This window comes from Chromobacterium piscinae, from assembly GCF_021129175.1.
Classification (GTDB): domain Bacteria; phylum Pseudomonadota; class Gammaproteobacteria; order Burkholderiales; family Chromobacteriaceae; genus Chromobacterium; species Chromobacterium piscinae.
Genome location: NZ_JAJOHV010000020.1, coordinates 53,048 through 71,132 on the forward strand (window position 1 = coordinate 53,048; position 18,085 = coordinate 71,132).

Below are 18,085 nucleotides of genomic sequence, written 5' to 3' on the forward strand. Positions count from 1 at the left end.
CTAGTGCGATGTCATCGTCTCGCCGCGCCGCTCATGGCTGAAACGAATCAAAATCGCGATCGCCAAGGCGACAAGGCCGGCGACGATGGCCATGGCCAGCCCGTAGTCGCCGCCATTGGTCTTGGCCATATGGGCCTGCAAGGGGCTGTTGACCGAGGCGAACAAATTGCCCAGTTGGTAGACCAGGCCGGGAAAGGTGGCGCGCACTGCCGCCGGCGATATTTCGTTCAAGTGGGCCGGAATCACGCCCCATGCGCCCTGGACCGAAATCTGCATCAGGAACGCGCCGATCGCCAACAGCAGCGGCGTGGTGGTGAATGCCCACAGAGGCAGCACCGGCAGCGCGAACAGCGCGGCCAGCGTGATCGCGTTGCGCCGGCCAATTTTCTCAGACAGGCTGCCGATGGCCAAACCGCCGACGATGGCGCCGACATTGAGGCAGATAGCGATCATCTGCACGGTGTGGGGATCGAACTTGTGCTGCACGCGCAGGAAGGTCGGGTACATGTCTTGGGTGCCGTGCGAGAAGAAATTGAAGCAGGTCATCAGCACGATGGCGTATAGCGATAGCCGCCACTGCGCGGAAATGGCCTGCAGCAAGCCCGGCTTGTCATGATGTAGAGAAGCTTCCCAGCTGGGGCTTTCCGGCACATTGCGGCGGATGTACAGCGTCAGCAGCGCCGGCAGCAGGCTGAGCATGAACATGCCGCGCCAGCCTATGTGTTCGAACAGCTGCCCGAAGGCCAGCGTCGCCAGCAGGTAGCCGCTGGGATAGCCGGCCTGCAGCAGGCCGGAGACGAATCCGCGCGATTCCTTGGGTATGCTTTCCATGGTCAGAGAAGAGCCCACGCCCCACTCCCCGCCCATCGCCACGCCGAACAGCGTGCGCAGCACCAGCAGCGCCATCAGATTGGGCGCGAATGCGGACGAGAATCCCAGTATCGAATACAGCGCGATATTGGCCATCAGCACGGGCCTTCGGCCAAAACGATCGGCCAGTCGGCCGAATATCAGCGCGCCGATGGGGCGGGCCGCCAACGTCAGCATGATCGCCCAGCTGACTGCCTCAATGTCGGCGCCGAATTCCTTGGCGACATCCTTCAGCACAAACACCATCAGAAAAAAGTCGAATGCGTCCAGGGTCCAGCCCAGATAGCAGGCGAACACCGTTTGTTTCTGCTCCTTGCTCCAAGCCATGCCTCTTCTCCAGCTCTGATTATTGTCAGCTCATTCATTCATGATAAATGAATTTCATGCAAGGGCCTGGCATCGCAAAAAATAGCAACAAACTTCCACGCGCGATGCGGCGTCACGCAAGCCCAGGCCAATGTTCACGCGATCTGATGCGGTGATGAAGAAATATCCATGCGAGTTTGCCGATTGACTAATCTGGGAGCACAACCGCATGAACCGAGAGGGAAGGGGAATGAGAATCCATCGCGCGTTTCTTGGACTTGCCTGTTGCATCGCACTGGTTTCATGCGGGGGCGGTGGAGGCGGGAGCGCAAGCACTGGCTCTTCCAGACTATCCGGCACGGTCGCCGTCGGCGCACCGATGCAGAATGCCACGCTGACGGTGCTGGGCGCCAATGGCCAGACCGCCAGCGTCAGCGTCAATAGCGACGGCAGCTACAGCAACCTCGACATCAGCGCGCTGACCGCGCCCTTCCGCCTGCAAGCCTGCGGCCTGGTCAACGCGGTCTATACCTGTCATTACGCCGTGGCTCAAAGCGCAGGCACCGCCAATGTCACGTCACTGACCACAGCGTTGGTCACGCTGGCCACCGGCAGCGACGCCGCCAGCATCATGAGCGCCGGCGCGCCGTCCGCCAGCGCGCTCAACAGCAGCCAGCAAACACTCCAAAACGCCTTATCGCAAGTACTGGCCGCATCCGGCCTCAGTAGCGGCGCCGACCTCACCACCACGGCCTTCAGCGCCAACCGCACCGGCATGGACAAGGTGCTGGACGCCATCGCCGCCAATACCGGGACCAATAACGGACATACCTTCGTGCAATTGGAAGGCCGCTTTGGCAGCAGCAATTTTTACGCGGACAATAGCGGCAGCCAATCCGGCAGCCTGAGCGACAGCACCTTGCTCAACGGGCTGGGCTTGGATCTGACCAGCATCAGCCAGATCTTCGCCGCATTGAATAGCGCCGCCGGCAGCAGCAGCGCCAGCGCCTGCGCCACCGTGCTGAACAACAATGCCAGCATGCTGGATCCGCAGTTCACGCTCAGCATCAACCAGCAATCCCTCAATACCAGCAATTTCGCTTCGATGATCTGCGGCTTCCTGTCGCAAGGCAGCTTGCTCGGCGGCAGCGTCGCCAACCCCACGCTGCGCGATTGCGACTTCTCCGGCAGCGACAAAACCTGCACTGTCGGCTTCGATGTCATCAACGGCAGCGCCGTGCAGGAAGGCGCGGAAATGGCGGTGGTGCTGCGCAACGGCGCCGCGGCATGGAAACTGCTGGGCCAGGCGTCACCCTATGCGATCCATGTCAACGCCAATGCGCAGCGCACGCTGCGGGTTGGCATCAGCAATCCGCAACCCAGCTACTACCGCGCGATTTCGTTTGACATCGGCACCAGCGCCAACGGCGTGAGCAACGCCGTTCAATCCGCCAAGGTTTACCAGCGCAACGCAGCCGGCACCGGCTGGGACGGCACGCCCATCGCCACGCTCAGCAACGCCGGCTGCAGCAGCCAGCCCAGGCTGACCATGCAAGGCAGCACTTGCGGCAGCACCTGGCTGGGACTGGACAGCTTCAACAATGGCAGCCTGGCATCCGGCGACGCTTTGATCTCCGCCTTCTTCCAGCGCGGACGGAGAGTGAAGATCGACCTGTACTCCGACAATGCCTTCAGCAGCCTGCTCGCCAGCGTCATTACACGCGTGGATGGCGTGCCGCCGCAATCGTCCCAGCTGGCGACGCTGCCCTGGCTGACCCTGGACAGCGCCAGCCAGAGCGCGCTGGCCAACTATGCCAGCGCCCAAGGCGGTGCCTTGAGCTTCTCTTGGACCGGCAGCAATAGCGTCGTACCGCATGATGCCTCATTCTGCAACGCCGGCAGCTGCAACAGCCCGGTGCAAATCGATCTGAGCGGCAAACTGGGCAGCGCCGGCAGCGCCAGCTTCAACCTGTCCAGCCTGACGCTGGCCGCCAGCGACTACAAGATGATCGCGCTGTACGGGCGAGACCGCAGCAATCTAGGCTTCGAAAGCAATTACGTCAGCTGCGCCAACGGCAGCAACAGCTGCCCCTGATCCGGCGCCCAACCTGATCAGGCGCTGGTTGTCCGATCCCCGCCAGGGCTTGCTTGTCGGCAGGTCCTGGCGGTAGCGGCCGTCTATCAGCACATCGACGAATTGCAGGATTTCCAATTCCCGCACCTCTTCGTAGTCATAGCCGGTCCACAGCCAGATGTTCTTCTGCGGATAGCGCTGCTTGAACATGCGGCACAGTGCCAGAATCTCGTCGCGGTTGGCCGGCAGCAGCGGATCGCCGCCGGACAGGCTGAGGCCATCGTGGCCGGCGCAGCGGTTCAGCAGTTCTTCCCTCGCCTCCGGCGTGAACGGCCGCCCGCTTTTGCGATCCCAGGTCGAGCGGTTGTGGCAGCCCTCGCAGGCGTGCGCGCACCCGGTGACGAAGAGCGTGACGCGCACGCCCTCGCCGTTGACCAGATCGCAGGTGTAATAGCGATCGTAATTCATCCCGCGCTCAGTGTTCGCCGCCGAAGTGCTTGACCCGGCGCATCACTTCCTTCTGCTTGCCGGCATTGAACGGGCGCGAGTTGGGGCTGCCCAGATAGCCGCATACCCGGCGCGTCACCGACAGCGAGGCGCTGTCGCGGTTGCCGCATTGCGGGCAGCAGAAACCGTCCGCATCCGCCTTCGCCTCCCCCATGAAGCCGCAGGCGCCGCAAGAATCCACCGGCGTGTTGCTGCCGAAATAAGGCACCCGCTCCAGCGCGTAATCCCAGATCCGCTCCAGCGCCTGCAGGTTGTGCTTCATATTGGGCAGTTCGACATAAGTGATGTGGCCGCCGGTGGCGAGCTCGGCATAGCCGGTCTCGAAGTCTATCTTTTCGAATGGATTGACCTTGCGGAAGACGTCCAAATGGAAGGAGTTGGTGTAATAGCCCTTGTCCGTCACTTCAGCGATATCGCCGAAGCGCTCGCGGTCCAGCTTGCAGAAACGGTGGCACAGCGATTCGCTGGGCGTCGAGTACAGCGAGAAGCCGAAGCCGGTCTCGCGCCGCCATTCCGCCGCCGCCGCGTTCATGCGGCCGACCACTTGGCGCAGTAAATCGCGGACCTCCAGGCTGTCGGCAGGGTGCGAGCCGAACAGCAGCGTGCCCACCTCGTGCAGGCCGATATAGCCCAGCGAGATCGAAGCGCGGCCGCCCTCGAACAGCGTCATGATGTCCTCATCCGGCCTCAGGCGCATGCCGAACGCGCCCTCGGTGTAGAGAATCGGCGCCACGTTGGCCTTGACGCCCCGCAGCCGGTCGAGCCGCAACATCAGCGCGCGGAAGCACAAGCCTAGGCGCGAATCCAGCAGCGCCCAGAACGCCTGCTGATCGCCCTTCGCCTCAATGGCGATGCGAGGCAGGTTGAGGCTGACCACGCCCAGGTTGTTGCGGCCGTCCAGCACCTCCCTGCCCGCCTCGTCCCGCCACGCAGGCAGGAAGCTGCGGCAACCCATCGGCGAAACCGGGGTAGAGGAACCGGTGATGCTGCGATTCAGCTCGGCGGAAATGATGTCCGGATACATGCGTTTGGAGGTGCACTCCAGCGCCAGCTGCTTGATATCGTAATTGGGGTCTTCCGGCCGCAGATTGACGCCCTTGTCGATGAACATCACCAGCTTGGGGAAGACCGGCGTGATGCCCTCCTTGCCCAGGCCTTTGATCCTCACCTTCAGAATGGCCTGCTGAATGATGCGCTCCTCCCAGGCGGTGCCCATGCCGAAGGAGAAGGTGACGAAAGGCTGCTGGCCGTTGGAGCTGAACAGGGTGTTGATCTCGTACTCGCAGGCCTGGATGCCGTCGTAGCATTCTTTTTCCGTACGCTCGCGCGCGTAGCGTTCCGGCTCGGCGATGCCGTACTGTTCCGCCACGTCCAGGTTCTTGCGATAGCTTTTCAGCACGTAGGGGGCCAGCGTTTGGTCGATATTGGGGATGGTGGTGCCCCCATACTGGTGGCTGGCCACCTGGGCGATGATTTGCGCGGTGACTGCGCAGGCCACCCCGATCGAGCGCGGACTTTCGATCTGCGCGTTGCCCAGGCGGAAACCCTGCTCCAGCATGCCTTTCAGATCTACCAGGCAGCAGTTGGTGAAAGGCAGGAACGGCGAATAGTCCAGATCATGGAAATGGATGTCGCCGGCGTTGTGGGCGGTCAGGATGTCTTTGGGCAAAAAATTGCCGGCGAACTGCTTGGACACGATGCCGGCCATCAGGTCGCGCATCACCGGGAAAACATTGGCGTCCTTGTTGGCGTTCTCGGTGGTGGCTTCCTCGTCGGTCTTGTGCACCAGCCCCATCAGCTTGGCGTGCAGTTCGGAGCCGCGGGCGCGCACCGTTTCGCGGTCGTGACGGTATTCGATGTAAACGCGCGCCACCTCCGGGTAGCGCTGCATCAACGCGTCCTCCACCCGTTTCTGGATGGCTGGGATGTCCAACTGGCCGTTCTGGGCCAGCTCTCGGCATTCGCGTTCCACCTGGGCTGCGATTTCCAATGCCAGCCTGGCTGGCTCCGCATGCCCGGCTGCCGCTGCGGCCCGCTGGCAGGCGTTGGCGATCTTGCCGATGTCGAATCCCACTACCGCGCCGTCGCGCTTGCTCACTTGCAGCATCGCCTGGTTCTCTCCTGACTCTTGGCCAATTCCGGCCATATAGAACACGCCTGCGCCAAGCAGGCCCTGAAATCGTCAATACTGTAGGCGATTTATTCAGGTGGCGGGCTGGTTTTTCTTCAAAATATGGTGCCAGAACTTGAGTGTGATCAATATATTGTGCCCATCGTCTAAAAATGAGGCGACGACGGCTCTGATTGCAATCGTCATCGATTTTCGATTGAATGGCATGTCATTGTTTTGATGGAAGCCGCCAATGAAGCGCATTTTCTGCTTGCTGGCGTTGACGTTTTGCTTGGCGGCCTGGGCGGCCGATAACGAACAAATTCAGGGCCAGGGCGGCCGCGTCCTGCGCTACAGCTCCACCCAGGTCAGAGTGGAGCCCTCGGGAGAGGATCTGCGCAATTACCAGCAGGCGCGGGACGCGCGGCTGGACGACGCCAGCGCATCCACGGCGCTGCAGGCGGGCCGCAAGGCGCTGGAGCGCCTGGGATACAAGCGCGTGGATGTCGACGCCGATTACGGCGTGATCCGCGCGGAAAAGGACGAGACGCTGATCAGCGAGGCGCGGCAAGTGCTGCGCGGCTTGCTGAAGCTGAAATTCCCGTTGCCCGGCAAGCCGGACCATCAAACCACCGAAGTGCTGTTGACCATGCGTCCCGGCAATCAGCCCAGGCAGATGCTGCTGCGGGCGAATATCCGCCAGACCATCTGGGACAGCAACGGCAACTCAAGAACGCTGCTGTGCAGCGATCAGGCCGTTTATCGCCAGTTGTTCGACCAATTGAGCGACGCTCTGGCCAGGCCGAACTAGCCTGCAAAACAAAAGCCCCGCTTGCGCGGGGCTTTGCTCATGCCGGACAAGGTCCGGATCAGATGCTTTCCACCTTGGCCATCTTGCGACGCTCGTGCTCTTGCAGGTAGCGCTTGCGGATGCGGATGGATTTCGGCGTGATTTCCACCAGTTCGTCGTCGTCGATGAACTCCACGGCGGATTCCAGCGTCAGCTTGATCGGCGTGGTCAGGCGAACGGCTTCGTCGGTGCCGGAAGCGCGGACGTTGGTCAGCTGCTTGCCCTTGACCGGGTTCACCACCAGATCGTTGTCGCGGCTATGGATGCCGATGATCATGCCTTCGTACAGCTTGTCGCCCGGGGATACGAACATGCGGCCGCGGTCTTCCAGCTTCCACAGCGCGTAGGCGACAGCTTCGCCATTCTCTTGCGAGATCAGCACGCCGTTGTGGCGGCCCGGCAGATCCGGCTTGACCGGCGCGTAGTCGTCGAACACGTGGCTCATCAGGCCGGTGCCGCGGGTCATGGTCATGAAGTCGGACTGGAAGCCGATCAGACCGCGCGCCGGAATGTGGTATTCCAGACGGGTGCGGCCCATGCCGTCCGATTCCATATTGGTCAGCTCGCCGCGGCGGCGGCCGATTTCTTCCATCACGCCGCCCTGGTGGTCGTCTTCCAGGTCGATGGTCAGGTTTTCATACGGCTCGCACTTCTGGCCGTTGATTTCCTTGAACACGACGCGCGGTTTGGCCACGGCCATTTCAAAGCCTTCGCGGCGCATGCTTTCCAGCAGGATGGTCAGGTGCAGCTCGCCGCGGCCCGATACGCGGAAGATGTCGGCGTCAGCCGTGTCTTCGACGCGCAGCGCCACGTTGGTCAGCAGTTCCTTGTTCAGGCGGTCGCGGATTTGGCGCGAGGTCACGAACTTGCCTTCGGTGCCGGCCAGCGGCGAGGTGTTAACCATGAAGTCCATGGTCAGCGTCGGCTCGTCGACGGACAGGACCGGCAGGCCGACCGGCTGCTCTTTGTCGCAGATGGTCACGCCGATGCCGATGTCTTCGATGCCGGAAATGATCACGATATCGCCGGCTTCCGCTTCCGGCACTTCCACGCGCTCCAGGCCCTTGAAGCCCAGCACCTGGTTGATGCGGCCGGTGGCTACTTGCTCTTCATGGTTCATCACCACGACTTGCTGGCCGGACTTGATGCGGCCGTTCAGGATGCGGCCTAGGCCCAGGCGGCCGGTGTAGGTGGAGTAGTCCAGGGCGGAGATTTGCAGCTGCAACGGGGCTTCCGCATCGCCGGCCGGAGTCGGCACGTGCTTCAGCACGGTCTCGAACAGCGGACGCATGTCGTTGGACTCTTCTTCCAGCTCATGCTTGGCGAAGCCGGACAGGCCGGATGCGTAGATGATCGGGAAGTCCAGCTGCTCGTCGGTGGCGCCCAGTTTGTCGAACAGGTCGAAGGTTTGGTCCACCACCCAGTCCGGACGGGAGCCCGGACGGTCGATCTTGTTGATCACCACGATCGGACGCAGGCCCAGGGCCAGCGCCTTCTTGGTGACGAAACGGGTCTGAGGCATCGGGCCTTCGACCGCGTCGACCAGCAGCACCACGCCGTCAACCATGCCCAGCACGCGTTCCACTTCGCCGCCGAAGTCGGCGTGTCCCGGGGTGTCGACGATGTTGATGTGCACGCCTTCGTAGTTGATGGCGGTGTTCTTGGCGAGAATGGTGATGCCACGTTCTTTTTCAAGATCGTTGCTGTCCATTACGCGTTCGTCGACCTGCTGGTTTTCGCGGAAGGTGCCGCTTTGTTTCAGCAGTTGGTCGACCAGGGTGGTCTTGCCATGGTCGACGTGGGCGATGATGGCGATGTTGCGGATTTGTCGGGTCATGTTTAGCGTGTTTCGGCTGGAATTCTGAAAACAGAAAAATCGAAAGATTATAGCATGGTAGAGCCACACCGAGAAAATTTCAGTAAAGACAGATGACAATCCTGTAAAGGCCGCATGTATTCTTCAGGGATTAGTCCGAGCCGCGGTTTGGCGCTACACTTCCGGCCATCTGGCAACAAGGAACACGCAATATGTACGACTGGAACGCACTGTGGCATGAGCGCGAGGCCTACCGCACCGGTTACGACATCCACCATGACGACGTGAATGAGCTGGCTGGCGCATTGCAGGCCCGGTTGATCCACCCCGCCGCCGCCGGGCAAGTCGCGGTATACGAAGATGAAAACCGCTACATCCTGGCCGGCCACGACGGCGGCCTGCAATTGCTGGAGGTGATTAAGCACGGACTGTTCGACATCACGCTGCGCTTCGTCAGCGAGGATGAAGGTCAGGGCGTCGCCCTGCCCTATGTCGAAATCCATGTCGACAATCTCGCCACCGAAGAACAGGCCGTTTGGCGCGCGGAAACCCGCGTGGATGACGAGGGGCGCATCTGGGTCGGGAAGCGCACGCTGGACGAGAACGTGCTGCCGGCAATGCCGTTCGACGAACTGTCCTTTACCGACAACGCCGAGTTCCGCGAAGAACTGGCGCGCGTCTGGCATGAGGACTTGCCGCAGCTGCGTCCGCTGATCGAGGCCTGGTTCCACCATGGCGGCGAGATCGGCGCTGTCAACGAGCCTGCGCATTACGGCGACGCGGAGCGGGTACAGCAGATGTGCGACCGTTACGCGGAAATCGTCCGCCGCGAGCAGGCCCAGCTGTCGCGGATGTTCAGCGATGATGAGCTGCGCTTGATCGCCGGCGTGATCGCGGGCATCCATTTCGACAGCGCCGCCTCCTGCCGCGGCGTCTGGCTGGCGGTGGAAGCCAGAATCATCGAAGACGAACTGGACCAGCAGCACCAGATCGACGCCGACGCGCTGCTTTCCAAGATGAAGGGGCTGAGTTACGCGCAAGAAGTGGCGCTAATCGAGGCCTTGTCTCCGCTGAACTGACATCCCTCCAGTCTCGCCAGCGCGTCGCGCCGGCGAGACTGCCATGTCCTTGCCAAACCATCAGCATCAGCAAAAATTCGTGCGAGTCTGGACCATTGGACAGGTCTCTCTCAAATTCGGCCATCTACGCTCATTCAAGAGCGCAGCCCGGAAACCAGACTGTTCCAAAGGGAGAGACGCATGAAGCTGCTGGCAAGCCTGCTGAACCGCATATTGTTGCTGATGGCCGCCCTGGCGGCCTCATCCACGTGGGCGGCTTTGCCGACCACGGCAAATGCGGCATCTCGCCCCACCGGCGTGCCGCAGAACTACCTCATTACGCCTTTTGGCTACTTCCACCCCTCCTGCGTCCGCGAAGTGGCGGACGGCGCAAGGCTCATGGATGCCGATGCTCCGCCCGCCTGCGCCAGCCGCGCGCATTTCGATGCGCAAGGAAAGGCCGCAGCGGCGACCGGCCCCACGACAAAGACTCCGCGCGCGGCGAATTCTTTAGCGGCAATCAACGGCTGGGTGGAGGATTCGGAGTTGGTCGCCACGTCCCCTTATGCCGGAATCAACGCCAGCTGGCAGGTTCCCGCCGCGCCGGCAAGCCGCGGCGGACAAGTGGTCTATTTCTTTCCCGGCCTGCAGGACAGCCACAGTGTGCAAAGCATTCTGCAGCCGGTGCTGGGTTGGAATGCCTTCGGCGACCAGGCCTGGACGATCGCCAGCTGGAATTGCTGCAGAAACGGCGCGGCGAACTACAGTACGCCTCGCACGGTAAGCAGCGGCGACTTGATCACAGGCCGGGTCTGGCATGACTGCGCGGCTGGCGCGGCCGCTTGCGGCTCCTGGAATGTGGAGACGCGCGACGCCACGCAAAATACGCTGACCACGCTGAGCCATACCAGCAATTATGGCCAGAGTTTCAATTGGGCATTTGGCGGCGTGCTGGAAGTGTACGGCGTCGCCAATTGCCAAAACTATCCGGCCGACGGAGTAATCAGTTTCAGCAGCATCCAGCTGTTGGATATCAACAAACAGATCATTTCAAACCCAGCCTCGCTTGCCTGGAGCGCAAACGTTCTGCAGCAAGGGGGCGGCTGCAACTACCACGCGGCCGCCAGCGCCGCTACTACCGCGCTCAGCTATTGACATCGCGCATTTCGACTTTGCCGCCGCCGTGGTTATGCAGCCCCCTGTCGCCATGGCGGTTTTTTATTCTTCCTTGCCCGCATCCTGACGGGCATAGACCATGCGTCCGGCGCCGTCATCGACCTCTAGCTTGCCGTCTTTCCGCACCGTCAGGATCAGGTTCTGGAATGGCGGCTGCCTCAGATAGGCGGCATCGTCGACGGCGAAGGCGGCCAAACGCTGGGCGGAGCGCTCCTCGGGCACGTCGAACCATTGCGGCTGATCCTTGCCGCCATTCCGGCGCAAGCCCGCTTTGCTCCAAGCCTCTCCCTTAGGCGCGCTGACCATGGCGTCGCCATTGCGGTCGGTGACGGCCGCCAGCACCTTGCCGGATCGGCTTTGAAAGCTGACCTCCACGCCGGCCATCGGGCCTACGCCGGGCATGCCAACGATCGCCAGCCAGCTTCCCTCTTCCGCAGGCCGGCGAATGCGAAACTCCTCATCGCGGAACGGACGGAAAACCGGCGCCTTTTCCGGCGCGGCGCTATGCAGCTCCACCTTGCCGCCTTGCGCTTTCCAGTTTCCTTGGGCGTACTGATCGACGGCGCCGTAACTCATTCCCCATTCGAAGCTGCCATCCGGCTTCAGCAACAGCTCCGCGCCGACCTCCCTCACGTCCTGCAGGTAGTAATGCCCGCTCAGAGGCGGCGCTTCCGGGCTCGCGGCCGAAGCTAGGCCGCACCATGCCAACATGCACGTCAATATCGTTTTTTTCATTGCCGGCTCCGAAATGATGAGGTGGAAATTCTATCGCAGTCGGCAGGCATTCCGAATTTGGCGTTGCCATTCTTTTGGCAAGAGGATGTCTGAGTAGAAAAAAGCCCCGGCCAGAAGGTCGGGGCAGATTCAACCGACCGCCCTGAGGCCGATTGAAACTTGTTCCATATTCAGCATAGTCCGTCTGCGGGCGGTCGTAATGGTTTTGGCAAACGGAGCTGCCCGGCCCGGGGCTTGTCAATCACGAAATTGCCGGCGGAGTTCGGCAATGCTCTCCCGGTGAATCTTCACCGGCATCAGCGCCCTGCGGGTTGGCCGCTCCCGGCCCAGAACAAGCTCTTCCAGCTGCAATGTGGTCGCGCCATCTTCGCCGGCCTCGCATTTGATGCCCATTCGATTGAGGCGCAGCGTCACGTTCTCCAGGCTGAAGTAGTCGCCGGGGTGCTCAAGCACATGGCGAACCGTATCCAGAGCCCCTTCCAGACTATTCAATTCCCGCAGGCTTTCCAGTTGCGGGCGCACTTCTGAAAGGCGCTTGTCCAGCTCGGCCAGCGTATCAGGGAGATCGTCGCCGCCCTGCCCATCCACCACGATCCGCGACGGGGATTGCAGCGTCAGTCTGCGCAATTGCAGGCGCCCCAATTCCGCCTCCAGCTGGAGTCGGGTCTGCTCCAGCAATCCAAGCTGCCGGGCGATGACCGCCGTCAGTACGTGCAGCGCTCGCTCCCCGGACTGTGTGCGAAACGCCTCCTCGCTGGCGCAGGGCAGCTGCAATCCATGGCAGTCGAAGCTGACGACGATTTGGGCGACATCGTTGCGCAGCTCGCCATTTTCCATGGCGACGCCGAATCTGGCGGTTTCGCTGCGCTGCATGGTCATCAGCGCCCAGGCTTCATCACCATTCAAGGCTGATGAGAAAAACGCCCGCAAGGACTCGCTGCCCTCAAGGACGTCGAGCAGACTGGATGGGCCGGCGAACAGCAGGCCCAGCCTTGGATCGCGAGCGAAACTCTGTAGCGACAATTCCAGCGCCGGGGGCAGTTTGTCGCTCAGCGTGGCGAGGTAGGACTGGGCGATACGCATGCCAGGCATCAGTGCATGCTGATGCCCCGGCAGCAGGCAAAGCCGTCGGTCGCAAGCCTCCAGCAATTGCTCGATCTCCAGCGCCAGCTCTCGAGCCTGTTGCCGGCTGGCCGCATCCCATCCCAGCTTGCGCAACAAAAACTCGAACATGCTCATCCTCCCGCGGCCAGTCAGAATTGCTCGTCATCCCGAAGATAGCGCCATTGCCCGGTGGGAAGGTTGCCCAGCTTGACCCTGCCGATAGAAATGCGCTTCAGTCCGACCACTCTCAGTCCGACCAGTTCGCACATACGACGAATCTGGCGCTTCTTACCTTCGCGCAGAACGAAGCGCAGCTGATCATCGTTCTGCCAGCTGACTTTGGCGGGAAGCAGCTTTTTGCCATCCAGAGACAGTCCGTGGTTGAGCAACTTCAGGCCGTCAGCCGACAGCTCTCCTTCGACGCGCACCAAGTACTCCTTTTCCACCTCGGAATGCTCGCCGATCAGCTGTTTGGCGATGCGGCCATCCTGGGTCAGCACCAGCAGGCCGACGGAGTCGATGTCCAGGCGGCCGGCCGGGGCCAGGCCGCGCAGGTGCGACGGCTGGAAGCGCTTGTGGCTGCCATCCTCGGCCCAGCGGTTTTCCGGCTTCACCAATGCGGCGGCAGGCAGATAACCATCCTCGGCCTGGCCGGAGACGTAGCCGACCGGCTTGTTCAGCAGGATGGTCACGCGCGCGGATTGCGCATCCTGCGCCTTCCTGTCGACCTCTATCTGATTGTGCGGCAGGACTTTCTGGCCCAGGATGGCCACTTCGCCATCCACTTTGACCCAGCCCTGCTCGATATAGCTGTCGGCTTCGCGGCGCGAACACAGCCCTAATTCGGCCATTCGCTTGGACAGTCGTACAGGTTCCATTTGGTCTTTCCGTAATGAAAAAGCGGGCTCCGGGCACGCATTCGCGCATGGAGACCGCCATTGAATCGACCATCATTGTAAGAGATTGCCGCCCGGCTGACCATGCGGGGCGGCAAATTTGACCAGTTGCACGGCTGGTTTCAGGCCGGCACCGCCGGCGTGGACGGCGGCGCGCTTGCCGGGCCGCTCGCTTGCTGCGCCGGGATGGGAGCGGCCTGCGCAGCTATGGCTCCACCCTCCCTGGACTTCATACCGACGTAGGTGGCGCTGCTCAGGCCCAAAACAACCAGCCAGCTTGCATCTATCGGGTAGAAGCTTTGCAGTTGCACCGATTTGTACAAAAACGCGACGCCTATGCCAACATTGGCCAGCAGGGCCTGGTAACGATGGATGGACACGCCCTGCCCGTCGTCCAGCACGTCCTGCAGCCAGCCGCGCGAACGTTGCGCCGATGCCGGAATTGCGCCCGAAGGAGCGTCTATCAAGGAGGCCGCGCCGGAGGTGGCTACGCTGATGCCCAGCAACCCCAGCAGCTCAAGCGTGGGCGCGGGCAGATTGTTGGTGGTGAGCAGCGTCCAGCCGGCAATCACGGCGACCAGAAAGGTCCACCAGATCAATTGGCTGCGCGCCAGGCTGAAGGTTTGCTGTCCATTGACGACTCCCGGCACGAGCGGGCCGCGATCGCGCAGGATGTCCGTTTTCCAGACGACGGCGGCGAACAGCGCGATGACAAGCGCCGAGTAGAGTACGGCATAGCCTTGCATGGTCATATCGACTCCCTGATGTGAGTGGGCGAAACTCATTCAGCATAGACAAGGGCTGCGCGATTTCTGTCGACCCGGCCTGTTCCGACGGACAGGCGGCTTGGTCAGTCCGCTAGCTGCTCGCCGAGCCAGTCGCGCAGGGTTTGCTCAGGCGCCGGCCGGCTTCCCGCATCCCAGGCCGCGCACGCCCGCTCCATGCCTCTGGCGCGCTCCTGCCTGCTCCGCTCTTCCAGGCGGGCGCATCGCGCGGCTAGCTCCTGCAACTGAGCGCTGCCGGCATCCAGCGCCTGCTGTCGAGTCAGAGCCTCTTGTCGCAAGCTTTCCTCTCTTTGCGCCATCAGTTCCAGCCGCGCCTGCAGCCCGCCGTTTTCCCGCTCCCGTTCCAGCAGGCGTTCGCGCCACAGATTCTCCACTGCTGCGGCATCTTGTCGAGCCTGGCTTAGCGCGTCCTCCAGTTTTTGCGTTTGCAGCTTCATGTCCCGGCGCTCTTCCTCCACTTGCTGATACAGCCTGACGCGCAGGCCCTCCAGTCGCTCGTAGGCAAGCGCCTCTTTGCGCTCCGATTCGTCCCGCTCGGCCTGCAGTTGCTGCTGATGTTGGTTTTCCTGCTCCTCCAACTGCTCATTTGCGCGCTTACGCTCCTGCCTCAGCTCGTCGCGGAGTTGTGCGGCTGAGCCTTGCAGCTCCGCCCGCTCCTTTTCCAGCGACTCGGTCAGCAGTTTCTCCCGTTGCAGCTGGCTGTCCAGCTCAACTTGGCGCGCGGCGCGCAACTCCAGTTCGTGTCGCAACGACTGCGTCTCGGCCTCGGCCAACTCGTGCTTGTGCGCCAGATCTGCCAGCTGCTTGTTCAGTGCTTTCGCCTCGGCCTCTGCCTCCTCGCGAACCGAGGCCAGCTGTTGATCGGCTTCGTCGCAAGCTTTCTGCCATATCTGATCAAAGGCTTCGGCCAGCGCGGGGGGCCAGTCGGGTCTTCTCGAGGAGACGGCTACTTTGCTCAGAAACTCTTGCCGCCATGTTTTCAGCGTATTGTTGATGGTGGTGTTGGAGCCGCTACCGAGGCGGGCGCGGACATCCACCACGGTGGGCCAGGCCCCCTCCGCTACCAGTTCGAACGCCGCCTGGCGTATCCGCGAATAAATATCGGCCGTCACTTTGGCTTTCCTTTGCGCACTCTTATTTGGGCTGAAGTGTAGCAGATTCAAATTGGTAAATATATTACGTATAACATTTTAAATTTATCAAATTCTATAAATTTTTCCTATAATTATACTTATCGGAATATTGAAGGGCGCATCTCGATGAAAATGGCCATGCCAACAAGCCCTACTCGATGCAAAATCATTGCCTGGTCCATACCGGCCCTCCTCTCCCTCATGGACGCGTGGCGGCACTGCGCGCCTCCGCACATAAAGAAGGTACGCCAGAGAATGGAAAGAGGGTTTGCTTCTCGACTTGAGCAGGATCGAATGGTCCGGATTGCCGGATGCTCGAGGCTATTTCACGGCCAGCTGGATGGCTTCGTCATTACTGTCGCGGCAAGCCAAATTTATGGCTTCAGGGAGTTAGGCTCGATTCCGCTTGCTGCGGCGCCCTGACCGCTGTTTGAAGGCCATGCATAGCGATGCCGGGGAGGGGCGATTAGCCATGCTCGCCGCAGGATGGAATCAGGCAGCATCTTGCTTGGTAGTCATGAGGCTCCGGCGCTACTCCCGTAGCGCCACATCCCGCAGCCGACGTCCAAGCGCCTCCAGCTCTCTCATCTGTCGGAGTTGCAGCCCGTCCAGCGAGTCTCGCGTCTCGTCCACCAGGGCCAGCAAGGATGCCGCCAGAGGCTGGTTGCCCAGCATGTCCTCCATCCGGGCTCGCATCGCACCCACCAGCGCCCGCGCGTCGGCCTGCCCCGCACGCTGACTCTCAATGATCGCGGCCAGCGCGGTTCCGGTCTGGCCCAGCCCTGCCGCCACACCGTCCTGGATCATGGCGCTGGCACGCTCTGCCGCGCCCTCCGCCATCAGGGCCAGATAGTCCTTCAGCTTGCCGCAGCGCTCGATGTCGTACACAGGCATATTGTTGATCAGCAAGGACACCGGTCCGTAATTGAACGCGCAGCGGCTGTCGTAGCAAACAATGTGTTGCCGCTCCGCGGACAGGTCTTGCAGCAACAACGATTCCAGCTGGCTGTTGCCGGATTCGGAGCTCAGGGTTTTCACTTCGCCGTTGTCGCGAAATTGCACCGACGCGTCCAGCCCGAACTCCTTGAGCGCGTCCAGCGTGGTCCGCATCAGCTGCCCGGAATCACCCGCCTGAAACAGCCGACGGAAATACTGCAGGCAAATGCCCAGCGCGCTGCTGTCTGTCATCGCCGACATGGCAACCGACATCGCGCCCCGCGCCTGGCTTTTCAGCTCATGTATCTCGCGACGGTAGCCTAGAGCCTGCTCCACCTTGCGCACTAGCTCCTGGGGTTGCAATGGCTTGCTGACGAAATCCTCACCTCCCACGCTGTATGCGGCCAGCCGCTTCACAGGGTCGCTGTGCGCGGAAACGAATATGACATAAGGCTGGAGAGGCAGATCCAGCTGGCGGATGCGCCGGCAGGCTTCGTATCCATCCATGCCTTCCATTTCAATGTCCAGCAAGACGATCTCTGGCTTTTCCTCCGCGACCGCTTTCAAGCCCTCTTCGCCGGTGATTTTGCAGGTCAGTTCCAGCTCCGTCTCGAACAGCATCTGCATGACTTGGCTTACGATCGGGTCGTCATCGATCACCAGCATCCTGTGTTTTTCCATTTCGCCCACCCTTTCGCTTGTCTAAGCTTTAACTCATCGCGTTCGCGGTTCCCGGCCGCAGCGTGGTCCCGGTACTACAGCTATAGCTCTTCCCCCGGCTTGTGGCACCGGCGTCTGAATGATGCGGACGGCATTTCATCAAAAATGGAACGAACGCTGTTTTGGAGGGCTTATGGAACAAGGGCATTCCATTGAGACGGAACGCGTCCAGCTGCATGTCCTGCTGGTAGATGACAGCCAGATCAACCAGCTGTTTGTTGCCAGCCTGGCTGAGGATTTGGGCATTTCGCTCGATTGCGCCAACAATGGCGCCGAAGCCCTGCAGCGACTCCGCGAGGATAGCCGGCGTTACCAGCTGGTGCTGATGGATCTGCAAATGCCGGTGCTGGATGGGTTGGGGGCGACCCGGGCGATTCGCGAGGAGCTGAAGCTGAGGTTGCCCATCATCGCGCTGACGGCCAGCGCGGAGCCGGACCATCAGGAGAGCTGCCGCCTGGCCGGCATGAATGGCTTTCTGCGCAAGCCCGTGGATGGCGAGGCCTTGCTGCGGCTGATTGACCACTACCGTGTTCGCGGCCAGGCCGGCGAGGAATACGGCAAGCTGAAACTGGACACGTTGAAGTTGTTGCACCGCGCCTCGGCGACCCGGCTGCGCAACACGCTGCAGGAAGCCATCGACACCTGTCGCCAGGACTTCGACCAAGCCTGCCAACAATGGAGGCAAGGCGACTCGGAGACCGCCGCGCGGCTGATACACCGTTACCGCGGCTCTCTGGGCACGTTTGCCTACGAAGGTTTCGTGCGGCTGACGCTGGATCTGGAGCATGCAGTTCGTCAGGGGGACGAGAATCTGGAGCCTCGCCTCGATGTTTTTCGCGCGGAGTTGGATGAACTGCTTTGCCAGCTTCAGCGGTGGATGGAAAACCACGAGAACTGATGGCGCCTCCCGCGACAGTCAATCGCTTCATCCGATCTGGAACGCTGGGCTGAAGAAAGAATATGTGAGGCGCCACGCCTGCCGCGCGCCTGCCTAGATCCATCTGCGAGG

The 18,085-nt window shown here is 61.6% G+C and carries 15 protein-coding genes; 5 read left to right on the plus strand and 10 right to left on the minus strand.

Annotation, left to right across the window (positions count from 1 at the left end):
* A complete protein-coding gene (locus LQR33_RS06315) occupies positions 1 to 1,197 on the minus strand; it encodes an MFS transporter (RefSeq protein WP_231468004.1) in 1,197 nt (398 codons plus the stop codon).
* A 358-nt stretch (positions 1,198 to 1,555) separates the two neighbouring features.
* On the opposite strand from LQR33_RS06315, the gene LQR33_RS06320 reads away from it, so the two are divergent.
* The gene (locus tag LQR33_RS06320; RefSeq protein ID WP_231468006.1) at positions 1,556 to 3,271 is read left to right on the plus strand and encodes a hypothetical protein; all 1,716 of its coding nucleotides are present in this window, start codon (positions 1,556 to 1,558) and stop codon (positions 3,269 to 3,271) included.
* Here LQR33_RS06320 and nrdG read toward each other — a convergent pair.
* Both nrdG and nrdD read right to left on the minus strand, forming a co-directional pair.
* Positions 3,215 to 3,718 carry an anaerobic ribonucleoside-triphosphate reductase activating protein gene (nrdG, locus tag LQR33_RS06325; RefSeq protein ID WP_221668326.1) on the minus strand — a complete coding sequence of 168 codons (504 nt, stop codon included), beginning with the start codon at positions 3,716 to 3,718 and terminating at the stop codon, positions 3,215 to 3,217. The genes LQR33_RS06320 and nrdG overlap by 57 nt on opposite strands.
* Positions 3,719 to 3,725: 7 nt before the next feature.
* Positions 3,726 to 5,903 (minus strand): anaerobic ribonucleoside-triphosphate reductase, encoded by a 2,178-nt coding sequence (gene nrdD / locus LQR33_RS06330; RefSeq protein WP_231468008.1) that lies wholly within the window; start codon positions 5,901 to 5,903, stop codon positions 3,726 to 3,728.
* Positions 5,904 to 6,120: 217 nt separating this feature from the next.
* On the opposite strand from nrdD, the gene LQR33_RS06335 reads away from it, so the two are divergent.
* Positions 6,121 to 6,678 (plus strand): hypothetical protein, encoded by a 558-nt coding sequence (locus LQR33_RS06335; RefSeq protein WP_231468010.1) that lies wholly within the window; start codon positions 6,121 to 6,123, stop codon positions 6,676 to 6,678.
* A gap of 58 nt (positions 6,679 to 6,736) precedes the next feature.
* On the opposite strand, the gene typA is transcribed toward LQR33_RS06335, so the two are convergent.
* Complete coding sequence (gene typA / locus LQR33_RS06340; protein WP_104947196.1) at positions 6,737 to 8,554, minus strand: translational GTPase TypA; 1,818 nt, start codon at positions 8,552 to 8,554, stop codon at positions 6,737 to 6,739.
* Positions 8,555 to 8,745: 191 nt separating this feature from the next.
* Here typA and LQR33_RS06345 point away from each other — a divergent pair, with 191 nt between their 5' ends.
* Both LQR33_RS06345 and LQR33_RS06350 read left to right on the plus strand, forming a co-directional pair.
* Positions 8,746 to 9,612 (plus strand): hypothetical protein, encoded by an 867-nt coding sequence (locus tag LQR33_RS06345; protein WP_231468012.1) that lies wholly within the window; start codon positions 8,746 to 8,748, stop codon positions 9,610 to 9,612.
* A gap of 180 nt (positions 9,613 to 9,792) precedes the next feature.
* Positions 9,793 to 10,746 carry a hypothetical protein gene (locus LQR33_RS06350; RefSeq protein WP_231468014.1) on the plus strand — a complete coding sequence of 318 codons (954 nt, stop codon included), beginning with the start codon at positions 9,793 to 9,795 and terminating at the stop codon, positions 10,744 to 10,746.
* A gap of 63 nt (positions 10,747 to 10,809) precedes the next feature.
* Here LQR33_RS06350 and LQR33_RS06355 read toward each other — a convergent pair whose 3' ends face one another.
* The 6 genes from LQR33_RS06355 to LQR33_RS06380 all read right to left on the minus strand — a co-directional run bounded on the left by LQR33_RS06355 (position 10,810) and on the right by LQR33_RS06380 (position 17,037).
* A complete protein-coding gene (locus LQR33_RS06355) occupies positions 10,810 to 11,502 on the minus strand; it encodes a hypothetical protein (RefSeq protein WP_231468016.1) in 693 nt (230 codons plus the stop codon).
* 237 nt (positions 11,503 to 11,739) lie between these two features.
* Positions 11,740 to 12,735, minus strand: a complete 996-nt coding sequence (locus LQR33_RS06360) for a hypothetical protein (RefSeq protein ID WP_166439126.1) — start codon at positions 12,733 to 12,735, stop codon at positions 11,740 to 11,742.
* Between the two features lie 20 nt (positions 12,736 to 12,755).
* Positions 12,756 to 13,484: a pseudouridine synthase gene (locus LQR33_RS06365; protein WP_166439127.1), complete on the minus strand. Its 729-nt coding sequence runs from the start codon at positions 13,482 to 13,484 to the stop codon at positions 12,756 to 12,758.
* A gap of 140 nt (positions 13,485 to 13,624) precedes the next feature.
* Complete coding sequence (locus tag LQR33_RS06370) at positions 13,625 to 14,254, minus strand: hypothetical protein (protein WP_166439128.1); 630 nt, start codon at positions 14,252 to 14,254, stop codon at positions 13,625 to 13,627.
* Between the two features lie 98 nt (positions 14,255 to 14,352).
* Positions 14,353 to 15,399 carry a DNA-binding protein gene (locus LQR33_RS06375; protein WP_231468018.1) on the minus strand — a complete coding sequence of 349 codons (1,047 nt, stop codon included), beginning with the start codon at positions 15,397 to 15,399 and terminating at the stop codon, positions 14,353 to 14,355.
* Between the two features lie 552 nt (positions 15,400 to 15,951).
* Positions 15,952 to 17,037 carry a response regulator gene (locus LQR33_RS06380; protein WP_231468020.1) on the minus strand — a complete coding sequence of 362 codons (1,086 nt, stop codon included), beginning with the start codon at positions 17,035 to 17,037 and terminating at the stop codon, positions 15,952 to 15,954.
* Positions 17,038 to 17,209: 172 nt separating this feature from the next.
* Between LQR33_RS06380 and LQR33_RS06385 the strand changes: the two genes are divergently transcribed.
* Complete coding sequence (locus LQR33_RS06385; protein WP_231468022.1) at positions 17,210 to 17,974, plus strand: response regulator; 765 nt, start codon at positions 17,210 to 17,212, stop codon at positions 17,972 to 17,974.
* Positions 17,975 to 18,085: the final 111 nt, after the last annotated feature.

Bases quoted from the DNA above. Each gene is read 5' to 3' on its own strand.
- LQR33_RS06315 (WP_231468004.1), bottom strand. From the start codon at position 1,197: ATGGCTTGGAGCAAGGAGCAGAAACAAACGGTGTTCGCCTGCTATCTG.
- LQR33_RS06320 (WP_231468006.1), top strand. From the start codon at position 1,556: ATGCAGAATGCCACGCTGACGGTGCTGGGCGCCAATGGCCAGACCGCC.
- nrdG (WP_221668326.1), bottom strand. From the start codon at position 3,718: ATGAATTACGATCGCTATTACACCTGCGATCTGGTCAACGGCGAGGGC.
- nrdD (WP_231468008.1), bottom strand. From the start codon at position 5,903: ATGGCCGGAATTGGCCAAGAGTCAGGAGAGAACCAGGCGATGCTGCAA.
- LQR33_RS06335 (WP_231468010.1), top strand. From the start codon at position 6,121: ATGAAGCGCATTTTCTGCTTGCTGGCGTTGACGTTTTGCTTGGCGGCC.
- typA (WP_104947196.1), bottom strand. From the start codon at position 8,554: ATGACCCGACAAATCCGCAACATCGCCATCATCGCCCACGTCGACCAT.
- LQR33_RS06345 (WP_231468012.1), top strand. From the start codon at position 8,746: ATGTACGACTGGAACGCACTGTGGCATGAGCGCGAGGCCTACCGCACC.
- LQR33_RS06350 (WP_231468014.1), top strand. From the start codon at position 9,793: ATGAAGCTGCTGGCAAGCCTGCTGAACCGCATATTGTTGCTGATGGCC.
- LQR33_RS06355 (WP_231468016.1), bottom strand. From the start codon at position 11,502: ATGAAAAAAACGATATTGACGTGCATGTTGGCATGGTGCGGCCTAGCT.
- LQR33_RS06360 (WP_166439126.1), bottom strand. From the start codon at position 12,735: ATGTTCGAGTTTTTGTTGCGCAAGCTGGGATGGGATGCGGCCAGCCGG.
- LQR33_RS06365 (WP_166439127.1), bottom strand. From the start codon at position 13,484: ATGGAACCTGTACGACTGTCCAAGCGAATGGCCGAATTAGGGCTGTGT.
- LQR33_RS06370 (WP_166439128.1), bottom strand. From the start codon at position 14,254: ATGACCATGCAAGGCTATGCCGTACTCTACTCGGCGCTTGTCATCGCG.
- LQR33_RS06380 (WP_231468020.1), bottom strand. From the start codon at position 17,037: ATGGAAAAACACAGGATGCTGGTGATCGATGACGACCCGATCGTAAGC.
- LQR33_RS06385 (WP_231468022.1), top strand. From the start codon at position 17,210: ATGGAACAAGGGCATTCCATTGAGACGGAACGCGTCCAGCTGCATGTC.